The organism is Bacillus sp. es.036, from assembly GCF_002563635.1.
Lineage (GTDB): Bacteria > Bacillota > Bacilli > Bacillales > Guptibacillaceae > Guptibacillus.
This window is the reverse complement of record NZ_PDIZ01000001.1, coordinates 3,041,480-3,062,095: the sequence shown is the minus strand read 5'-3', so window position 1 is coordinate 3,062,095 and position 20,616 is coordinate 3,041,480. Positions and strand designations below refer to the sequence as shown.

The 20,616-nt window shown below is 42.9% G+C and carries 20 protein-coding genes and 1 riboswitch; of the genes, 13 read left to right on the top strand and 7 right to left on the bottom strand.

From position 1 onward, the window contains the following. Positions 1-2 precede the first annotated feature (2 nt). From ATG70_RS15470 to murQ, 5 genes are read left to right on the top strand one after another with little or no spacing between them, the layout of a single operon-like run. Entirely contained in the window at positions 3-1,283 is a 1,281-nt protein-coding gene (locus tag ATG70_RS15470) for an ABC transporter substrate-binding protein (RefSeq protein WP_257147722.1), read from the top strand. 12 nt (positions 1,284-1,295) lie between these two features. Beyond that, positions 1,296-2,252 (top strand): carbohydrate ABC transporter permease, encoded by a 957-nt coding sequence (locus tag ATG70_RS15465; RefSeq protein ID WP_098445158.1) that lies wholly within the window; start codon positions 1,296-1,298, stop codon positions 2,250-2,252. Positions 2,253-2,264: 12 nt separating this feature from the next. After that, positions 2,265-3,089: a carbohydrate ABC transporter permease gene (locus ATG70_RS15460; RefSeq protein WP_098445157.1), complete on the top strand. Its 825-nt coding sequence runs from the start codon at positions 2,265-2,267 to the stop codon at positions 3,087-3,089. Then, a complete protein-coding gene (locus ATG70_RS15455) occupies positions 3,076-4,044 on the top strand; it encodes an N-acetylglucosamine kinase (RefSeq protein WP_098445156.1) in 969 nt (322 codons plus the stop codon). The genes ATG70_RS15460 and ATG70_RS15455 overlap by 14 nt, the downstream gene beginning before the upstream one ends. 18 nt (positions 4,045-4,062) lie before the next feature. Next, complete coding sequence (gene murQ / locus ATG70_RS15450) at positions 4,063-4,965, top strand: N-acetylmuramic acid 6-phosphate etherase (protein ID WP_098445155.1); 903 nt, start codon at positions 4,063-4,065, stop codon at positions 4,963-4,965. Positions 4,966-5,078: 113 nt separating this feature from the next. Here murQ and ATG70_RS22200 read toward each other — a convergent pair whose 3' ends face one another. Beyond that, positions 5,079-5,228 carry a BH0509 family protein gene (locus tag ATG70_RS22200; RefSeq protein ID WP_142329588.1) on the bottom strand — a complete coding sequence of 50 codons (150 nt, stop codon included), beginning with the start codon at positions 5,226-5,228 and terminating at the stop codon, positions 5,079-5,081. A gap of 346 nt (positions 5,229-5,574) precedes the next feature. On the opposite strand from ATG70_RS22200, the gene ATG70_RS15445 reads away from it, so the two are divergent. The 6 genes from ATG70_RS15445 (at position 5,575) to ATG70_RS15420 (ending at position 13,712) form a co-directional block, all read left to right on the top strand. Further along, positions 5,575-7,608: a S9 family peptidase gene (locus tag ATG70_RS15445; RefSeq protein ID WP_218925492.1), complete on the top strand. Its 2,034-nt coding sequence runs from the start codon at positions 5,575-5,577 to the stop codon at positions 7,606-7,608. A 94-nt stretch (positions 7,609-7,702) separates the two neighbouring features. Continuing rightward, positions 7,703-7,811: riboswitch (SAM riboswitch) on the top strand. A gap of 171 nt (positions 7,812-7,982) precedes the next feature. After that, positions 7,983-8,792 carry a MetQ/NlpA family ABC transporter substrate-binding protein gene (locus ATG70_RS15440; protein ID WP_098445153.1) on the top strand — a complete coding sequence of 270 codons (810 nt, stop codon included), beginning with the start codon at positions 7,983-7,985 and terminating at the stop codon, positions 8,790-8,792. A gap of 21 nt (positions 8,793-8,813) precedes the next feature. Further along, positions 8,814-9,848 (top strand): methionine ABC transporter ATP-binding protein, encoded by a 1,035-nt coding sequence (locus tag ATG70_RS15435; protein WP_098445152.1) that lies wholly within the window; start codon positions 8,814-8,816, stop codon positions 9,846-9,848. Continuing rightward, positions 9,838-10,512: a methionine ABC transporter permease gene (locus tag ATG70_RS15430; RefSeq protein ID WP_098445151.1), complete on the top strand. Its 675-nt coding sequence runs from the start codon at positions 9,838-9,840 to the stop codon at positions 10,510-10,512. Before ATG70_RS15435 ends, ATG70_RS15430 begins: the two co-directional genes overlap by 11 nt. A 161-nt stretch (positions 10,513-10,673) precedes the next feature. Next, positions 10,674-11,771 (top strand): iron-containing alcohol dehydrogenase family protein, encoded by a 1,098-nt coding sequence (locus tag ATG70_RS15425; RefSeq protein ID WP_098445150.1) that lies wholly within the window; start codon positions 10,674-10,676, stop codon positions 11,769-11,771. A 546-nt stretch (positions 11,772-12,317) separates the two neighbouring features. Continuing rightward, the gene (locus ATG70_RS15420; protein ID WP_098445149.1) at positions 12,318-13,712 is read left to right on the top strand and encodes an L-cystine transporter; all 1,395 of its coding nucleotides are present in this window, start codon (positions 12,318-12,320) and stop codon (positions 13,710-13,712) included. A gap of 59 nt (positions 13,713-13,771) precedes the next feature. Here the strand turns inward: ATG70_RS15420 and ATG70_RS15415 are convergent, their stop codons facing one another. Genes ATG70_RS15415 through ATG70_RS15405 form a run of 3 tightly spaced genes read right to left on the bottom strand, consistent with a single transcriptional unit; the run spans position 13,772 to position 15,158 of the window. After that, positions 13,772-14,248: an IS3 family transposase gene (locus ATG70_RS15415; protein WP_179886299.1), complete on the bottom strand. Its 477-nt coding sequence runs from the start codon at positions 14,246-14,248 to the stop codon at positions 13,772-13,774. Beyond that, entirely contained in the window at positions 14,245-14,586 is a 342-nt protein-coding gene (locus ATG70_RS15410) for an IS3 family transposase (protein WP_179886298.1), read from the bottom strand. The genes ATG70_RS15415 and ATG70_RS15410 overlap by 4 nt, the downstream gene beginning before the upstream one ends. 8 nt (positions 14,587-14,594) lie before the next feature. Continuing rightward, positions 14,595-15,158 (bottom strand): helix-turn-helix domain-containing protein, encoded by a 564-nt coding sequence (locus ATG70_RS15405; protein ID WP_098443716.1) that lies wholly within the window; start codon positions 15,156-15,158, stop codon positions 14,595-14,597. 260 nt (positions 15,159-15,418) lie between these two features. Here ATG70_RS15405 and ATG70_RS15400 point away from each other — a divergent pair, with 260 nt between their 5' ends. Beyond that, positions 15,419-15,916, top strand: a complete 498-nt coding sequence (locus tag ATG70_RS15400; protein ID WP_098445146.1) for a DUF6843 domain-containing protein — start codon at positions 15,419-15,421, stop codon at positions 15,914-15,916. A 59-nt stretch (positions 15,917-15,975) separates the two neighbouring features. Here ATG70_RS15400 and ATG70_RS15395 read toward each other — a convergent pair whose 3' ends face one another. Both ATG70_RS15395 and ATG70_RS15390 read right to left on the bottom strand, forming a co-directional pair. Next, a complete protein-coding gene (locus ATG70_RS15395) occupies positions 15,976-16,542 on the bottom strand; it encodes a histidine phosphatase family protein (RefSeq protein WP_098445145.1) in 567 nt (188 codons plus the stop codon). Between the two features lie 57 nt (positions 16,543-16,599). Then, on the bottom strand, positions 16,600-18,573 hold the full coding sequence (locus ATG70_RS15390; RefSeq protein WP_098445144.1) for a LuxR C-terminal-related transcriptional regulator: 1,974 nt from the start codon (positions 18,571-18,573) through the stop codon (positions 16,600-16,602). Positions 18,574-18,711: 138 nt separating this feature from the next. On the opposite strand from ATG70_RS15390, the gene ATG70_RS15385 reads away from it, so the two are divergent. After that, positions 18,712-19,089 carry a DUF4870 domain-containing protein gene (locus ATG70_RS15385; protein WP_257147721.1) on the top strand — a complete coding sequence of 126 codons (378 nt, stop codon included), beginning with the start codon at positions 18,712-18,714 and terminating at the stop codon, positions 19,087-19,089. A gap of 77 nt (positions 19,090-19,166) precedes the next feature. On the opposite strand, the gene galU is transcribed toward ATG70_RS15385, so the two are convergent. Then, entirely contained in the window at positions 19,167-20,057 is an 891-nt protein-coding gene (gene galU, locus ATG70_RS15380; RefSeq protein WP_098445143.1) for a UTP--glucose-1-phosphate uridylyltransferase GalU, read from the bottom strand. Positions 20,058-20,616 lie beyond the last annotated feature (559 nt).

Genomic DNA, 20,616 nt, shown 5'->3' with positions numbered 1-20,616 from the left:
TAATGAATAAAATGAAAGCGTTTACTTTAACGGGTTTTTTAGCATTTATCTTAGTCTTATCCGCATGTAGCTCTGAAAGTGGTGGCAATTCAGGAGATTCTGAAGCTAGTGAAGACAGCGTCACGCTAACGATTGGCAGCTGGCGAACAGAAGATAAAGCAAGCTATCAAAAAATCATTGATAAATTTAATGAAGAAAACCCGGACATTAACGTAGAGTTTAAACCTTCAAAAAATACGGAGTATAACACGATTTTAAACACGGCCCTTCAAAGTGGAGAAGGACCTGATATCATTCACCTTCGTCCTTATACGCCTGGGATCGAGCTTGCGGATGCAGGATACCTTGAACCGCTTGATGATTTAGAAGGACTCGATCAATATTCAGACGAAACGCTTGCCGCTTCAAAAGGATCGGATGATAAGCAATATGGTGTACCGCTTAATATGAGTACGACACAAATGTTTTACAACAAAAAAATGTTTGAAGAAATGGGTCTTGAAGAACCACAAACGTGGGATGAGTTCATGGCGCTAAATGAAAAAATTAAGAAAGAAGGTACGACACCGATCGCCCTTGGTACTAAAGAAGGCTGGCTGTTGTCATTGTCACATGGCATCATTGGGCCGGCTCATTATGGTGGTAATGAGTTCGTCGATCAAATTACAGCAGGCGAAACCGATTTTACAAGCGACGAATTTCAAAGCTCGATTGACGCAATGGATGAACTAAAACAGTTTTTCCCTGAAAATTATGAAGGACTTGGGATGGAAGATATTCGCACGATGTTCTTTACAGGTGACGCAGCGATGTTCCCGCTAGGAAGCTGGGAAATTGAAGTGCTACGTGAAATGAATCCTGACCTTGAACTCGGTTTCTTCCCAATTCCGTCTGCTGTTGGAAAAGAGCCGACGATTACAACATGGGTGGATGGCTCATATGCGATCAATGCGAGTTCTGAGCATAAAGATGCCGCAAAGAAATTTCTTCAGTTTATGACCACGGAAGAGTTTGGCACGATGTTTACAGAAGAATTTAAAATGATTAGCGCGATTCCAGGGATTGAGTCAGAGGATGAGCTTGTGAATGCGCTTGGAAAAGCAGCAGAAGAGCAGTCAACACCTTACATGATGCTTGTTCACTTTGCTGGTGGAAATCCGTCCACAAAAGCGACGATTGAAACAGAGCTACAAGGGATGTACCTTGGTGAACGCACGCCGGAGGAAGTAGCGAAGACGGTTCAGGAAAGCGCGCAGTCATGGTATGAGCCACTACAGAAATAAGGGGCGGAGAGTATGAAACCAGCTACGAATTCAAATTCAGTCGTCAAAATTAAGAAGGAGAGGAACTGGAAAAGGTGGACCATCCACCTTTTTCCTATTCCTGCTCTTCTCATCTACGGGCTGTTTATTGTTTATCCACTATTTGCCGCATTAACGTACAGTTTTTTTGATTGGAAAGGGATTGTGCGCGGAGAGTTTGTCGGCTTAAAGAATTTCAAGGATCTCTTTACACTTGAGCCGTTTTCAGGACTTTTCTGGAATGCTTTTGGTCACAACATTCTTTATTTCGTGCTACAGATGATTTTCCAAAACGGTCTTGCTTTTATTCTTGCTTATATTATCTATAAAAAAGTAAAAGGGTCGGAGTTTCTTAAAATTGCTTACTTCCTGCCACGGCTGTTATCCGTGATCGTTGTTGGATTTTTATGGAAGCTGATTTTAAATCCAAACTACGGTGCGCTAAATGTCATTCTTGAAAAAATCGGTTTGGAACAGCTCCAAAAAGCGTGGCTTGGTGATCCAGATACAGCTCTTATTTCGATTATTCTCGTTAACTGCTGGTATGGGATCGGATTCGGGGTGCTGATTTTCCTAGCCGGTCTTCAATCGATTCCAAAAGAACTGTTCGAAGCAGCCAAGCTCGACGGCGCAGACGGCCTTTCTATGATTCGTAAAATCGTCCTTCCGTTAATGGTTCCTTCGTTCATGATTATGACGGTCCTGACGTTTATTCAGTCGTTCGAAGCATTTGAACTTGTCTATGCGATGCAAGGATCACAAGGAGAACCTTATCATTCGACGGATACGCTTGCGATTTACTTTTATCGACTCGCATTCGGCGGCTCCGCAGGTGGGTCAACGACGGCAGTCGGATTAGGATCCGCACTGGCGGTTGTGCTCTTTCTCTTTATCTCATTCTTTACCGCACTTTATTTACGCTACATGCAGAAAAAACAAGTGGACATGTAAGGAGGCGATGATATGAACCATACAATCTGGACGAGACCGTTTTACTATGTATTTGCTTTTCTTATCGCATCAATCAGCATCTATCCGATTTTATTAATGATCCTTTCGTCTTTCAAAACGAGCGCAGAGATTTTCACAAGTCCACTCTCATTGCCGAAGACGTTCAACCTTGATACGTACCGGAACTTACTTGAAATGATCCCATTTACGACGTATTTTATGAACAGCGTTTTTGTGAGTGTTGTATCTGTGTTATTAATTCTGATCACATCTTCACTCGCTGCTTTCTATATTGCGCGCTTCACATTCGTCTGGAATAACATCATTTTCTTTTTCTTCCTGATGGGGATGATGCTTCCGATTAAACTAGGCATCGTTCCGTTGTTTATTTTAATGAAAGATTTGAATCTATTAAACTCGCTATGGTCGCTGATTTTTATGTATGTGGCAACAGGAATTCCGCTGTCGATTCTTATTTTGACCGGATTCTTCCGAACGATGCCACGTGAGCTTGAAGAAGCCGCACGAATCGATGGCGCAGGAAACCTGCGTATTTTATGGAATGTTGTCCTTCCTTTAATGCGTCCAGCGCTCGGAACCGTGATGATTATTCAGTTTATCCAATCATGGAACGACTTCTTTTTCCCGCTTATTTTCATAACAGATGATCTGAAAAAGACGATTCCAGTTGGCATGCTTTCACTTTTCGGTGAATACTCTGCAGACTGGGGCGCGCTTTTCGCAGGGCTAACGTTAGCCTCACTGCCGATGATTGTGCTTTTCTTCATCGCATCGAAACAATTTATGGAAGGACTGACTCAGGGTGCCATTAAATAAGAAAGTGTATATGGGCATAGACGGCGGTGGCACGAAAACGGTTGGCCTCATTTGTAATCAGGATGGTGTGATTCTCTCAAAAAGTATAGTCGGATCCACGAATGTGAAATCGCGCCCAGAAGTAGAAGTTCGAGCGGCGATTCATCAGGTAACGACTGAATTAATGTCTGGTGTAAAAGAGGGAGAACTTTGTAGTGTGTTTGTCTCCACAGCCGGTGGTGACCGAGAAGAAGATCAGCTGCGCTGGAAAAAGTGGGTGTTGGAGGTCCTGTCAGGATATGAAGGAGTACTCGAGGTTCGAAACGATGCTTACGGTGCGCTAGCAAGCGGAACCTTTTCCATGGAAGGAACGGTTTTGATCGCTGGAACGGGTTCGATTGCTTATGCTTTAGACCGCGTTGATTCAAGGCGTGTCGGCGGCTGGGGCTATTTGTTTGGGGATGAAGGGAGCGGCTATGATATTGGACAGCATGCGCTTCGCACCGTTGCGATGATGCATGATGGGAGAGCGATCATAGATAAAGCCTTTTGTGACGGACTTCTTTCCTTCTTGAAGTTAACCAGTGCCCCCGACATGATTACGGCGATTTATGAGGATCCATATGCGCGTATGAAAATCGCTTCTGTGGCAGAAGTGGTGATTGACCTAGCAGAGAAGCAAAATCCGACAGCTTTGGGTCTCATTCAGCACGCTTATCGGAAGTTGAGCGAGTTAATTGATGCGATTGAGGTGCGGAGCGGTAGGCTCGTGATTTGTGGAGGATTGATGGAGTCGTCTTTTTTCCGGGATGGATTTCTTGAAGAAGTGAGAAAATTAGGCGTCAATAACGTGTTTTTTCCTACACTTTCTCCAGCGGTAGGCGCATGTATTTGTGCCTTGATTGTGAATGGAGAACCGATCACAAAAGAACGAAAAGCGAATCTACTGTCGTCTTATCATGTCATGAGCGGCTAACGAATAGGAGAGATGCAAATGGCTGATGAAAACAATGCGAAAACGGAAATGAGAAATGCAAAGTCGGAAAATCTTCATCAGTTTTCAACACTTGAGATTATCGAGCTAATGAATGAGGAGGATGCGAGCGTTGCTGGCGTTGTGAAAATCGCTCTCCCCCAGATTGAGAAAGTGATTGATGAGGTTGTTGGTGTGATAAGAAATGGCGGGAAACTCTATTATTTCGGTGCTGGTACGAGCGGACGTCTCGGCGTATTAGATGCTTCGGAGTGCCCACCTACTTTCGGCGTTGCGGCTGATCTTGTGAACGGTGTGATTGCGGGAGGTGACCAGGCGCTACGTTATCCAATTGAGGGAGCAGAAGATCGTCAGGAACTTGGAATTGAAGATGTACGAAAGCATGTAAGCGCGCGTGATTTCGTGATTGGCATTGCGTCTAGTGGGAGAACGCCTTACGTGCTTGGGGCGATGGAAGCGGCAAATGAAATAGGTGCGAAGACGGCGGGGGTTTCATGCAATACGAATGCTCCGCTTTCTAAAATCGTTACATACTCGATTGAACTACCAGTTGGACCAGAAGTGGTGACAGGTTCAACCCGATTAAAAGCAGGAACGGCGCAGAAGATGGTGTTAAATATGATTACGACTGCTTCCATGGTGAAGCTTGGAAAGGTGTACCGCAATTTAATGGTGAATGTTCAGGCTTCGAATGAAAAGTTACGGAAGCGGACTGTTTCGATTATTCAGGAGTTAACCGGAGTTAGTGAAGGGGAGGCAGCGCGTTATAGTGAACAGGCGGAAGGGGATGCGCGGGTTGCGGTGTTGATGATTTTGTTGAAGCTGGATGGGGAAAGAGCGAGGCAGATGTTAGAGGAGAAGGATGGGGATTTTGTAGCGGTGATGGAAGGAGGGAAAGGATAGGGGTCAGGTTCGAGCCTGACCCCTATAAAGTACAAATGTCCACCCAAAAAAGACACATTCACATACCAAAACAGCCCCTGCAGGAATTTCCTGCAGGGGCTGTGAACGTATATTTACATCATTAAGTCCGCTGGTGATTCATCAAAGTAGAGCCAGTGAAAATATTCTACTTCTGCATCAGACATTTTGAGAACTTCTTCTCTATTCATCGTCGTTTTGTCGCACAAAAGATCAATAAATTGGTTTCGTGCTTGCTGGCTCATTGTAAATCCTCCCTAGTATTTTAAGCGGCTTTCTGATTTTGGTAACCGCTTTCAATTTGTTAATTCCATTATATATCTCATAATGAGATCATTCAAATACCGTTTTGAGATATATCACCTGAAACCGATGTGGTTTTGGTATGAAAGTGAGCGGATGTTCGGAGAAAAAGAGGTGAAATAGGAATGTATGTTCTTGTTTTTAAGATTGTGGGCTCATTATGGAGAGAAAAGAGAAAGCAGGTTGGGAGAGTAATGGAAAATGAATCGTTTGCGCAAGAGTATCTAAGCAGGAATTCTACCTATTTAATGGAAGTAGAGACATAAGAGAAGAAGGGAAGTGGATAGTTTGAAGAAAGAAGTTGAAAAGGAACTGGAAAAGAGCGAGCAGACGGAAGAGCTTTTATATGATTTCACCTTTGTAGGTGATCCTCAGCTTTCGCCTGATGGAACCTATGTCGTTTATGTGAAAAAAGTGATAAATGAGGAAAAAGAATATACTTCAAACCTCGTACTAGTGAACCGAGATACTGGGATTGAGCATGATTGGACAGCTTTAGAAGGAGAAAAGAAGGACCGCTCTCCACGCTGGTCCCCAGACGGTAAGACGATTGCTTTCGTTTCCGATCGATCAGGAGAAGATCAAATATGGCTAATCTCCACGGATGGTGGTGAGGCGCGTAAGCTAACCAATTTGAAGAGCGGTGTATCAGCACCGGTTTGGAGGCCGGATGGTACATCTTTACTCATTTTAAGTAAAAATAAAAAGGAAGAAGAAAAGGGGGAGGTACGAAAGCCTCTTGTCGTAACGGACTTGCAGTATAAATCAGATGGTGTTGGATTTTTGGATGGAGATCACCTGCAGATTGTCATGATCGACGTATCCTCAGGAGGAGAGAAGATCAAATGGCTGACGGATGCGCCGTTTAACCATTCAAGCCCTAGTTGGTCACCAGATGGTCAATCGATTACTTATGTGAGAAGCCGCAATGAGGATGCGGAACATGGTTCGTATATGCGGTCGGATTTATTCGTACAGCGCTTAGAAGAAGGGGAGGTCGAACCTGAACAACTAAACAGGGAAGGCGGTAGCTTTGAAACACCTCAATGGTCTCCAGATGGTAAGAAGCTTTCGTTTATCGGACACTTCTTTCTCCACGAAGGAGCTACATTAAATAAGGTGTGGACCGTTGATGTAGACAAAAGGGAGTTTACTTGTTTAACAGATTCCGACGATCTGGAGTGCTCGGATGTGTTGATTTCAGATATGCACTGGGGAGGCGCTTCGCCAGGGGCAGTGTGGAATGAGGATGGAACGGACATCTATTTCCTTGCAAGCGAAAAAGGAAATACTGGCATTTACTGCGCTAACGTCGATTGCACGGTTCGACAAATAACGGGTGGTGACAGGCACTTCTACGCTTTTCACTACTTACCGAAGACAAATGAAGCGGCGGTTGCAGTTAGTGATCCTCTGAACATTGGTGATATCTATACGCTTTCGTTTCATGGTGACCGAGTCAATGAGGAGCGTATTTCTCACTCTAATGAGGAGGTTCTTCAACGAATGGAGCTTTCGTCTCCAGAGAGCTTTACATACACTGGGAAAGACGGTTTAGAAATTCAAGGATGGATGATGCGACCGGCTGGGTTTAAAGATGAACAAAGATACCCTCTCATTCTCGAAATTCATGGTGGCCCACATATGATGTACGGAAATTCGTTTATGCATGAATTTCAGTTTCTCGCTTCAAAGGGGTATGCTGTTATATACACAAATCCACGCGGAAGCCAAGGGTACGGTCAAGAGTTTGTAAATGGCTGCCGAGGGGACTATGGTGGTGGCGATTATGAGGATGTGATGGCGGGTGTTGATGCTTCATTGAAGAGTTATTCCTTTATTGATGAAGATCGACTCTACGTAACAGGAGGAAGCTACGGTGGATTTATGACGAACTGGATCGTTGGAAAAACGGATCGCTTTAAAGCAGCCGTCACGCAGCGCTCGATTTCAAACTGGAAGAGCTTCTATGGGGTAAGTGACATCGGCTATTTCTTTACTAAGTGGGAAGTTGGAAGTGATCTTGATGAGAACCCTGATAAACTGTGGCACCATTCTCCTTTGAAGTATGTCGATCAAATTCAGACGCCACTTCTTATTATGCATAGCGAACATGATTACCGCTGTCCTATTGAGCAGGGAGAGCAGTTGTATATTGCCTTAAAACATCGTGGCAAAGATACGATGTTTGTGAGATTCCCAGATTCAGATCATAATTTATCTCGCAGTGGGCATCCAGAGTTAAGAGTGGCGAGGCTGAAGCATCTCGTAAACTGGTTTGATCAACGCGGAGGGCGCGATTCGACAAATACCGGGGAGTGACAGGCACTCCCGGCTCGCGTTTTTTCTCGATCTGCCCTTGACGCCTTTCGAGAAAGGTACTATACTATTGAAAATAGTTAAATAATATTGAAAACTCTTATCAAGAGTGGCAGAGGGACTGGCCCTATGACGCCCGGCAACCATCTCAGTTCGTGAGAAAGGTGCTAAATCCAGCAAACGAGCAATCGTTTGAAAGATGAGAGGGAGTTCAAGCACGGCTGATTTGTTATCCGAAATCACTCAACTCTCTCTGTACTTTACAGAGGGAGTTTTTTTATTGGGTGGGATTTTAACAGAAAAAGGACCTTTTTCGCTTTTAAGTTTTAGTGCTAGAACGCTTTACAATACTACATATTTCAGGAGGAGATTCAAAGATGAAGAAATCATTTTATTTACTAGGAGCACTACTATTAGTCTTTTTGGCAGCCTGTTCAGGGAACGAGGCTTCTGGAGGCTCTGAAGAAGATGGTCCACTTAAGGTTGGGGTCACGGCTGGTCCGCACGAAGATGTGATGAACAAAGTAAAGGAAGTGGCAGCGGAAGATGGGTTTGAGATCGAAGTGATGGCATTCAATGATTACGTAATGCCGAACACAGCGCTTGATGAAGGGGAACTTGATGCAAACGTGTTTCAAACAGAACCGTATTTAAATGACTTTGTACAAGAAAGAGGCCTGGATCTAACGAAAGTTGCGTCCACGATTAATTTCCCAATGGGGATATACTCCGATCAATACAAAAGTCTTGATGAATTGAAAGATGGAGATAAAGTCGGTTTACCAAACCATTCCACCGGAGAGCCAAGAGCATTACAGCTCTTTGAAAAAGCTGGCCTTATTGAGTTAAAAAAAGGTGTTGGAGTGGAAGCAACGATTAAGGATATTGAAAAAAACCCATTGAATCTTGAATTCATTCCACTAGAAGCTTCTCAAATTCCTAGACAGTTGGAAGAGCTTGCGATCGCGGCGATTAATACAAACTACGCGATGGAAAGCGGACGCGTACCGAAAGAAGATTCACTTGAGATGGAGGCTGATGATTCCCCGTGGGTAAATGTTATCGCGACGAAAACAGAGAATACAGAAGATGAACGTATTCAAAAACTAGTGAACTATTATCATACGGATGAAGTGAAAGAGTTTGTTCAAGAAGAATTTGCAAAGTCAGTAGTCCCATCCTGGTAATTTGAAAGAGGAGTGAGCACGATGATTCGTTTAGAAAATATAACGAAAACGTATAAGAATGGTGACAAGATCACTAATGCGGTTGATGATGTTTCGATCGAAGTTGAAAAAGGAAGCATCTATGGCGTCATTGGCTATAGTGGGGCTGGAAAAAGCACGCTCGTTCGAATGGCGAATCTGCTAGAGAGACCGACTGAGGGAAAGGTATATATTAATGGCATTGAGCTCACCTCTTTGTCTACGGGAAAGCTTCAAAAAACAAGACAGCGAATTGGCATGATCTTTCAATCCTTTAATTTGTTGAAAACGGGGACTGTTCACCAGAACATTGCGATTCCACTTAAGCTAACGGGCGTACCCAAAAAAGAAATCGAAAATCGGGTGGATAAATACTTAGAGATCGTTGGGTTATCGGACAAGCGCGATGCTTATCCTTCTCAGCTCTCTGGAGGACAGAAGCAGCGAGTTGCGATTGCGCGTGCGCTTGCTCATGAGCCTGAAGTTCTTTTATGTGACGAAGCAACAAGTGCCCTTGACCCTGATACGACGGAATCGATTTTAGCACTGGTGGAACAAATTAATCGCGATTTTGGCATTACCATTTTACTCATTACTCACGAAATGCATGTTGTGCAGAAGATTTGTCATGAAGTCGCTGTGATGGAGAATGGGAAGGTCATTGAGCAAGGCAGAGTTGTTGATATCTTTAGTCAACCAGCGACATCCACGGCAAAACGGTTTGTGCAGTCGCTCTTCCAAGATGAGCTTCCAGAGTCGCTCGTTACGCGTTTGAAAGAAAGCGGTCAGATCGTGAACCTTTCCTTTATTGGCGAGCGTTCCGAAAGTCCGGCTCTTGCGCATGTTAGTAAAAAGTTCGACGTGTATCCGTCGATTTTAGCCGGAAATATTACGCAGCTAAAGGATCAGCCGTTTGGGAGACTTGTCGTTCATTTGGAAGGTAATGCAGATGAAACGGATCGAGCTGTCACCTTTTTAGAAGAAAGCGGCGTTGTCGTCGAAGGATATGTTCAGGAGGTGGAAGCCCATGTCAGCTAAGATTTCGGAATTCCTCGACCTTTGGGGAGCAGATATTTGGAGTGCTATTATAGAAACGTTTCAGATGGTTGGGATTTCCCTCCTGATCTCGGTATTAATAGGGCTTCCGCTAGGTGTGTTACTCGTTTTAACACGACCTGAAAAAGCACTTGAAAACAAGGTTCTTTTCCGCTTACTAAATGCGGTTATTAATGTGATCAGGTCGATTCCATTCATTATTCTACTCTTTTTCATTTTACCTTTTACGAAAATGATCGCAGGTACAACAATCGGTGTGAAAGGCGTGATTGTGCCGCTCGTTGTTTTTACAGCTCCGTACATTGCGAGGCTGATGGAATCCGCCTTACTTGAAGTAGATCGCGGAGTTGTTGAAGCATATGAAGCGATGGGTGTTAAAACGAGACACATTATTTGGCACGTTCTAGTCAGAGAATCGCGATCCTCGATTGTGCTCGGGTTAACGATTGCTACCATCGGACTCATTGGGGCAACGGCCATGGCTGGACTAGTTGGCGCAGGTGGACTTGGAGACCTTGCTTACCGCTATGGGCATTTGCGGTATGAAGTTGATGTGATGTACGTGACGGTCTTTTTGCTCATTGTCCTCGTTCAGGGGCTGCAGTCGTTTGGTAACATTCTTTCCGCTCGATTGAAAAAAGATTAGGTTGTGTGAACAGGGGTGCAATTCCTGATGTTTTTCCTTTTTTTGATGCACTTTCTTCTATATAAAAGGGGATTGGAGTAAAGCGTGTGATAGATGCAGGTGTTTCTACATTAAATAAAAGAAACAAAAAGTGGATTCAGCAAGCTTAGGAGGAATGAAAAATGGAACCAATACAAGTTAGAGCAACCCCAGGACATTATGAATGTCGACCGGGAGTTCTTCAGGAATTACCACGGCTGCTTCAGGAAGGACGATTTCAAAAAGTGTTTGTTATTTCAGGAAATCGATCCTGGGAAGCGGCTCAAGATTACTTTCCGGATTTGTCTGAATTTCATACGGCTTATTCCACGTATAGTGGGGAGTGCTCTGAATCAGAAATTGCAAGGCAAGCGGAATTAGCGCGGATTCATCATGCCGATGTCATACTTGGAGTAGGCGGAGGAAAAGTGCTCGATGTAGCAAAAGCGGTTGGAAATGAAGTGAATAAAGACGTGGCACTCGTACCCACGCTTGCTTCTACATGCGCAGCGACCACGCCCCTTAGCGTGAAGTATTCAGATGAAGGCGAATTTATTACGTATACTATTTTTCCAAGAAGTACATATCTTGTTCTTGTAGAGCCCGAAATTCTTTTACAGTCGCCAATCGCTTATTTACGAGCCGGGATTGGTGATACGCTGGCCAAATGGTACGAAGCGAGAGCATTAATTGAAGGGCTACCTTCTACGCCTGTGTCTGTACAATTAGCATACGAGGTTGCTAAAAGCTGCCGCGATGTGCTTGTGAAGGATGGTGATCAAGCGGTTAAAGATCAGCAAAAGGGTTATTTGAGTGATGCGTTTATCCGCGTCGTTGAAACGAATCTTTTATCTGGAGGAATGGTAGGCGGGCTTGGTGATCGTTATGGACGAATTGCTGGAGCGCACTCCATTCATAATGGGTTAACGCATGTTGCGGAAGCACATTCTTTTCTTCATGGTGAAAAAGTTGCGTACGGTATTTTAGTACAGCTTGTACTAGAAGGGGAGTGGGCGGAAGTAAGAGGGTTGTTTTCTTTCTATGAGCAAATTGGTTTGCCGCTCTCATTAGAGTCACTTGGGGTTGCGTCTGCAAATGTGGAAGGCGTCGGTGATGTGATTGCTGAATACGCGACGAAAGAAGGAGAGTCGATTCACTTTCCAACGGCTTTACCTGTTTCGAAAAGTGATGTCGTTGAAGCGATCCTGGGCTTAGAAGCTTTGCAACTGACGTTAAGCTGAGCTGATAGCTAAATGCAAGAAAAAGTCCCCTGGCTGCGTTCAACATCCAGGGGGCTAGCTATGGTAAGGGGACCTTGCGAGCAGATCAAGGTGTCGATTATGGTGATCGCGTAGGTGCTGCTGTTCATGATGGTTTGTTTTAAAGACGTTCTTGATAAGCAATAAGATCGTCATAGAAATTCCTCCTTATAGGATTTAGATGTTAGCGGCGGTTGATAATTTCTTGTTCCAGCACATATATGTTTTCCATCAGAAGTACCTCCTTCGTTTCTTTTGTTACTTTCATTCTACGCCGCAACGAAATGAAATAAACCGGCCACCGGTACGGTTTTTATCTCATCCTTAAGAAGGAGGTTTTCTCAGCCTTCTCCCCATTCGACAAATAACGGGGAGTGACAGGCACCGTTCCAACCGTTCCACAGGCACCGTTCCGACGGTTCTGCTTGACAGTGCCACAATATGGTAGTATTTTAGATTAATGCCGACTAAACTTATAAGGATTATAAAGTTTAGTCTCAAGATAATATTAAAGAGGGGGAATTCAGTATGGATACATTTATCGTTATTGTGAATATTGCTATTTTACTTGTTCTTATTGGTGTATTAATTAAGATGCAGCAGAAGCATGTATCATTTAGTAAGCGGGTTTTTGCCGGATTAGGTTTCGGTGTCGCGCTAGGGGTTTACTTACAAATTGCATTTGGTGCTAGTTCGGAGATTGTTAGTCAAACATCCGATTGGTATAGCATTGTAGGAAGCGGATACGTTCGCTTGCTAATGATGATTGTTATTCCGCTCGTTATGGTTTCGATCATTCAATCGATTACAAATCTTGAGAAGACGTCAGAGCTTGGAAAGATGTCAGGTTGGATCATTGGTATTCTTGTTTCCACTGCAATGGTTGCGGCAATCGTTGGAGTCGGAAGCTCGCTTATTTTTGACTTGAATGCCGAGCAAATTGAAGCAGGTCAGGCAGAGCAGGACCGAGGAAGTTATCTTGAAGAAACGCTTGGTAGCGTAAAGGATATGAGTACTCCAGATAAGATTCTTGCTTTTATTCCAGCCAATCCGTTTGAAGATATGACTGGAGCTCGTCCAACCTCCACGATTGCCGTCGTTATTTTCTCAGCGATCGTAGGGATTGCGGCACTTGGCGTACGCCGGAAAAATCCTGAGCAAGCGGCCGTTTTCACGAACGGTGTTAATGCCGTTTATGCAATCGTGATGCGTATCGTTACGCTTGTTCTTCGGTTAACGCCTTTTGGCATCATGGGCTTAATGGCAACAACAGTAGCTCAGACGAACGTAGCTGGAATTCTTGAACTTGGAAAATTCGTTCTCGCATCATATCTCGCCTTACTTGTAATGTTTATCATTCATTTAATTTTGATTGCAACTGGTGGATTAAATCCACTTACTTATTTGAAAAAGGTTCTACCTGTTCTTACATTTGCTTTTACATCACGTTCAAGCGCAGGGACAATTCCGTTGAATATTTCTGCACAGAAAAATAGCCTTGGTGTTGATGAAGGAACAGCGAATATGTCAGCTTCGTTTGGCGCTACGATCGGTCAAAATGGTTGCGCAGGCATTTATCCTGCGATGCTTGCAGTGATGATCGCGCCAACAGTTGGCATCGATCCGCTTAGCCCAGGATTTTTAATTCAGCTTGTGCTAATCGTAGGCATTAGTTCATTTGGTGTCGCTGGTGTTGGCGGCGGAGCCACTTTTGCAGCATTGATCGTCCTTTCTTCAATGAACTTACCGGTTTATTTAGCAGGACTTCTTATTTCTGTGGAGCCTCTCATTGATATGGGACGTACGGCTCTTAACGTAAACGGTGCAATGACATCAGGAACGCTCACTTCCCGCATTCTTGGGAAATTTAATCATGATAAATTTAACGATTCGAACGCAATTGAAAAAGATATTGCCGTATAAAGAAAAAGGAACCCCGCTTCGAATAGGAAGGTAGTGACCCCTAAAAGTTAGAGTTTTTATTATGCAGCTGTTTGGCTGGTTTGAGTTCGATATTGTATCGGGCTTAAACCAGCCAATTTTGCTTTTACGCGTTCATGGTTATAATAGTCCACGTATACCTCAAGTTTTCTTTTCAGTTCTTCATAAGAGACAAGCTCTTCTCCATAATACATTTCTTGTTTGAGAATCCCGAAGAAGTTCTCCATGGCCGCATTATCGGCACAGGTTGCTTTTCTGGACATACTCTGGAAGATTCGATTCTTCTTTAATGTCTTCACCCACGTGTTGTGCTGATAATGCCAGCCTTGATCTGAGTGGATGGTGGTCCGATATTTGGCTTCCGTTCGAATGGTTTCTAACGCTTCAGTCAAAGGCTTTAAAACAAGATTGAGTGCGGGTCGGTTGGAAATCCCAAAAGAAACAATTTCTCCATTAAATAAGTCCATCATCGGGCTCAAATAAAGCTTTTCATTTCCTCTACATTTAAATTCAGTCACATCTGTGACAATTTTTTGGAGACGGACGTATTGAATCTGCGTTTCAATCGGTTTTGAGCCACTTTTCCAACCGTACCTTTGTACGATTTATACCGGGATTTCCGAGTGAATTTTTCACACTTCAATCCCAACTCACTCATCATTCGTTGCACTTTTTTGTGGTTGATGACATATCCCTGGTTTCGAAGCGCTAAGTAAATGCGGCGATATCCGTATTTTCCCTCGTGCTTATGGAAGAGTTCCTTGATCACTTCTTTCCACTCTTTATTTGGATCTTCGTTCTTTAATTGCGTTACCTGGTAATGATAGGTGGCCTCGGGAATGGCTACTCTCCGCAAAGCGTCCTTTAATTTGAATCCTTCTTTTTTGAGTTCGAATACCAGCGCTGCTTGTGCTTTTCGAGATAGGCATTCGGGTTCTCCTGAAAAGCTTTTAACTTTTTTAGATAGGAAATCTCTAATCGCAGAAGCTCATTTTCGCGTTCTAGTTGTTCTTCACGCGTTAACTCTTTTTCTGATTTCGATGATTGTTGTTTGTGATTTTTTGGCATAGGTGGCCGTCCTTTCGCTTTTTCTTGGAGGCCTCCGATTCCTTCCTTCCGTAATGTACTAGACCAATTCGCAATTAACGAAGGATTGTTCATTTTAAAGGCAATCGCAGTCTCCCGATAAGAAGCGCCTGTCTGTTTCATAAAGTTTAATACATTTAACTTAAATTGGACAGGGAAGACTTGTCTTGAACGCTTTCTCTTCAATCCCTCTTCTCCAAAGGTTTGATAAGCACGAACCCAACCAATGATGGGAGATTTATGAGGCATTCCATACTTTTTGGCTAATAAAGTGTATCCCAGAGATCCTTGGAGATACTCCATTACCACTTCTAATTTAAATTTTTCACTATACTTTGCCATACAAAAACACCCCGAAAGTTAGTTTTTAACTCTAACTTTCGGGGTGCACCACCGAAGCGGGGTTTTTTAATTTCTTCAGTACTCTTCGCTCGGTAAGATTCGTTTCGTAATGCAATAAAATTGAAGAATTTCCATTATAAGGTCACAAGACTAAGCGACTCATTTCTGATTCGCTCCTCTTGTGAAATCCTGCAATTGAAGGAAGTGCGGCAGTCACCGTCGAAAAGAAATAAGGGTATAAATGGTCAGGGGGGAAGCGAATGTATTGGCACAGGCTGCTTGTTTTAAGTCTAGTGATCGTCGTGACGGCTTCTTGTTCATCACAGGCATCGGTTCAACATGAAACAACCGATACAATTCATCTCGTTCCGGAAGGTTTTGAAGGGAAATTGATCGTTATTTATAACGTAGAAGGCGCACCTAAGTTAAAAAAAGAAAAAGGTTTTACGGTGGTCCCTTATGATCAGGATGGCACGTATTTAACATCAACGGAAGATATGGAATATGGGGGAGTAACAGATGAGTTTTATTACGTTGATCAAAAAGATAAGCGTACCCCCATCGAGACAAATTGCACGTATCTTTTCCCGAATAGCGGCATTACTATAGCGGATCGGCGCTTGCTTTATAATGCTTTTTACTTAACACAGTCACACTGCAGTGACGACTTTCACGGAAAGGGTCCGGAAAATGCGAGCAACCGAAATATTACAGGCAGTGTAGAAGAGAAGCTTAAGGAAGAAGGGTTATTGGAGTAACCACATAACGATAAGAAAACGACGGCGAGTTCGGTGGGGTCACCACCTTCGCCGTCATTTTAGTTTGCTCTTTCCCATATTCTCTCGACGTTCATCAAGGTTTCTTCTTCAAACGTCAGGCAATACACATCAGGCATATCAAGGTTACGCCAGAAGGTGACATCGTACTTCTGATCGAAATGACTCATGATTAATGCAAGCATATTTCCATGAGTTCCAATGACAATGCTTTTTCCTTCATATGTTTTTAGCACGTCCTTCAGTGCATCAATGCCGCGATTACGGGCTTTTTCGTTTGATTCACCACCTGGATGTGCATAGGATTCATTAAGCCAAACGGTTTCTATTGCTTCCTGGAAATTTTCAACCGACTTTCCGGCGAGCGTTCTTTCTTTAAATGCTTCGATCAGTTGAATGTCCTTATTGTGCTGTAGAGCGATGCCTTCAACTGTTTGAATTGCTCGCTTATATGGACTAGAAAGGATCACATCGACGTGGTTTTCAGCCATCTGGTGCGTGAGCAATTTCTGATGGTGGTGGCCATTGGACGATAATCCACGACCGTACTCATCTGGTGAATAGGTCGAGTGCGCATGGCGGACAAGATAGATTTCTGTTTGCTTCATTAATTCACCTCTTTAAAGCAGCGGGGGTCAGGTACGTACCTGACCCCCATACCGCCACTATTTTCTCTCAAGCATCACACGGGTAAGCTGAGTCCGGTTTTTTACACCGGTTTTTTCATAAATACGGCTAAGGTGTTTTTTAATTGTAACTTCGCTTAAAGAAAGAGTCTGTGCAAGTTTGGCATTAGAATATCCTTGTATCACAAGTGAAACTACTTCTTGCTCACGAGCAGTGAATTGAAAGCGGTGTTGCGGCGTCTCAGATAGATTAACTCCAAGGGCATTTGCGAACGTTTCAAGATAGTGAGAGAGCCGAGCATTTCGTAAATCAAGCTCATATGTTTTAGAAGGTCGATCAGGCCCATAATCAAAATGCATCGCTTCTGGAATTTCATTAAATCGAAACTGTTCTAATAAATCTTGATAAAAAGGAAGGGGCGTTGAAGCAACGAGGATCCCTTCGGTTAACACAAGCGGAAGAAGGTGGTAAAGAAGTGCTTTTCGATCTTCCATCTGTTTTGGGTTTTTCACGCCTAGGTATCGAATGACCCAGCCTGATGGTGTATCTTGTGAAAGAATACGCTTTTCTTCAGCGGGAGAGATTCTCTTAAAATAACTTCTTGTCACAGGACTGCTCTGCAATTTTCTAAGCGTGTTTGACTGAATGGGCAGCAAGAAAGCAATTCCCTTGACGATTCCATCTCTTTGTCGAAGCAACTTCACGTGGTGAATACCTACGGACTCGATCATTTCTTTTGTCATAAAAGCCGATTCCTGGTTGTTATTTTTAGAAATGAAGTACTTGAACGTTTGCTCACTTTGATCATTCACAAACGAAGCATTCAAGTCTTTTTTGACAAGGGCATTCTCTTCTAAATAAGGAAGGATCTCCCTCCAGTCATCTTGATTCGCTGAAGTCATCGTGTACGTTGATAACGTTTCATGATCAAATAACGAGGCTCGCATCATAGGTTCACCTAGCAAATAAAAAAACTCACTAATTTCCGTAGAATCTACTATTCGATTATGATCGAAAAAGGAACGACAATAGAGCAAAGCACGCTTCCAGAGCTGATGATAATAAGAGGGCTTCCTTCTTCTAAGGTCATCTCGCATTGCGCGTTGGAAAAGTGTATTTAACTGCCAGCCGGCTTCCGTTTCTTCAAAAAAGGAGAGAGAGATGAGCGCTTCAAAATCTTTTCGTGATATCGATTGATCAAGCATTACCTCAAGTTTTTCCTGCTGAATGTAGCGGCCGATTGATGCCACCTCTATGTAAGGAAGGAGCTGATCATCTTCAAGTTCACTGAGCCATTCCTTTACAACAGTACGATAAATTTTTTGTTCATCTCTTTCATTCCACTCTTGTGTTTCATTTAATTTCTGCACGCAGAGCGATAAGGCATAAGGATTACCGCTTGAAAATTGCCAGGCTAGCTGTATGAGCTCCGGATCCAATGTTTGGAACACGGAATCGAATTGCCCCATACTAAATCCTTTTAACTCGATCGATGTGATAAAGGGATACCAGATTGACGCTCTCCAGGACGCATTAAGCTGCTTACGACCGCAGAAAATGAGAATGCTGGAAGAGGGTAGCGTAGGAAGAAAGGACTGTCTAAACCATTCATCTAACTTTTCAAATCGTTCGTAGGAATCAATCGCAATGACAAAGCGAATTCCTTGTTTCTCTAGATGTTGGATGTGCATATGAATGGCTTCAAGTGGTGAAATGTATACGTTAGAGGCGCCCATCTGGTCAAGCAATAATTGAAGAAAAGCAGATGGCTCGGCTTTTGAATATTGCGCATTAACAAGATAAAAAACGACGCCTCGATCCGTGGCTTCTTGTTGATAGTGAGTCATTAATTCGCTTTTCCCGGTACCTGGTTGGCCATAGACTGAAAGAATACCACTTCCACTATGGTCTAGTAAGCGAGAGAAGCTAGCTAATTCTTTTTCTCTCGTAATATTAAATGGAAAAGCCTTCATCTGACTTTGATCATGATTGGGGTTATCTGGAAGGACCATCCGTATCACACTCCGCTATAAAAGATTACTCGAATTTTGTCTAAGTAGTATACTTTCGTATACTACCCCCAAATTCCTGCTTTTGATAAAATTAATTTATACAATATTCTGAATTTAAAAGATAAGGGAGGAATCGCTGTGGAGGCAGGGAATAATCCAGAAAAAATGACGCCAACCCCACGAAAAACTTCAAGCGGATTGGAGGAAAACGTCGCAGGACTGTTGACCTATGTGTTAGGGTTTGTCACTGGAATTATTTTTTTGTTAATCGAAAAAGAAAACAAGTTCGTTCGATTTCACGCCATGCAATCAATAGTTGTGTTCGGAGCTTTCTTCGTTATAAGTCTTGTGTTAAATGTTGTTCCGGTTATTGGCACAATCGTTTCTGTTGTGATTTTACCTCCTCTTAGCTTAATTGTTTGGATTGTTTTAATGGTAAAAGCCTATCAGAGGAAACAATATAAGCTTCCAATCGCTGGCGACTTCTCGGAAAATCAGTTAGCGAAAATGAAATAATAAAAGCCGCGATTCTCTTTTGGAGAAAATCGCGGCTTTTAATTGAATCAGAGCCTAAAGGGCTCAAGAAGACTTCTTTATTTTTTGGTCGTTAATTCTTGATCAACCACTTGTTTCAGGTAGTTCATCACATCTTTTTGTAAATCTGGACGAGTTAAAGCAAAGTCGACGGTTGCTTTAATAAAGCCGAATTTATCTCCAACATCATAGCGGTGACCTTCGAATTCATGAGCAAAAACGGCTTGCTGTTCATTCAATACTTTAATCGCATCTGTCAGCTGAATTTCTCCACCAGCGCCTTTAGGTAGGTTTTCAAGAATGGAGAATATTTCAGGAGTTAGAATGTAACGTCCTAAAATCGCATAGTTAGACGGTGCTTCTTCAAGGGAAGGTTTCTCAACAAGAGATTTAATGGGAATAATACCATTGTCGATTTGTTCTCCTTTTGGAGCGATAATCCCGTATTTTGAAACGGCTTCGTCAGCTACCTGTTGAACACCAACAATAGAAGTACGGTAACGATTGTAGCTATCCATGAGCTGGCCGATACACGGCTGTTCTGATTTGACAATGTCGTCTCCAAGGAGAACTGCGAAAGGCTCATTACCAATAAAACGACTTGCGCAGTTAATCGCATGTCCAAGGCCTTTTGGTTCTTTTTGACGGATATAGTGAATGTTAGCTAAATTAGATATTTGCTGAACTTCTTTTAACATCGCTTCTTTTTGCTTCTTAATAAGTGTTTCTTCAAGCTCATAGGATTTGTCAAAATGGTCTTCAATTGCGCGCTTTCCGCGACCACTAACGATGATAATATCTTCAATTCCAGCGGCAACAGCCTCTTCTACAATATATTGAATCGTTGGCTTGTCCACGATTGGTAGCATTTCTTTTGGCTGTGCCTTAGTTGCCGGTAAGAACCTTGTTCCAAGACCAGCGGCAGGTATAATAGCCTTCCTTACTCTCATGTTGAATCCTCCCAGTAACTAATTGATTTCAAAATCCATATAAGTGCTTACTAATATTAACATATTTCCCGACTTTTTTCCTGCTTTTTCACAACGTAGCAAAATGCACGTAGTACGACGTGCTTAGAGGCTTCAGATACGTTTTGATTATCGTGAATGCCTCTATTACAGAATTTTCGACAACAATAGTCGGTATCCTTCTCAATCCTGAAATGTTAAGATGAAACACACTAAATCCCGTTTTACGCGAAAACCTTGCTAGTACGCCTATGTATAGTTTTATTTCATACAAGAAGGGTAATGGAGGATAACTGCGTGTTCGTAAATTATTTAATGAGGTTGATTAAAGAAGTAAGCTCAATTGTTTTGATGAGTAGTCTGTCTAAACGATTGAACTTATTATTCTAAATGACCCTATTCCCATTTTGGTTTAAAAGTATGCGTTGGCTTTATGTTTGTCTATAGGCAAGATCGTATTCACTAAACAGGCATTTATTACAAGCGAATTAAGGGCCACAATTTACCGGGATGTGACGAAGGGTGTCATATGTTGCGATGA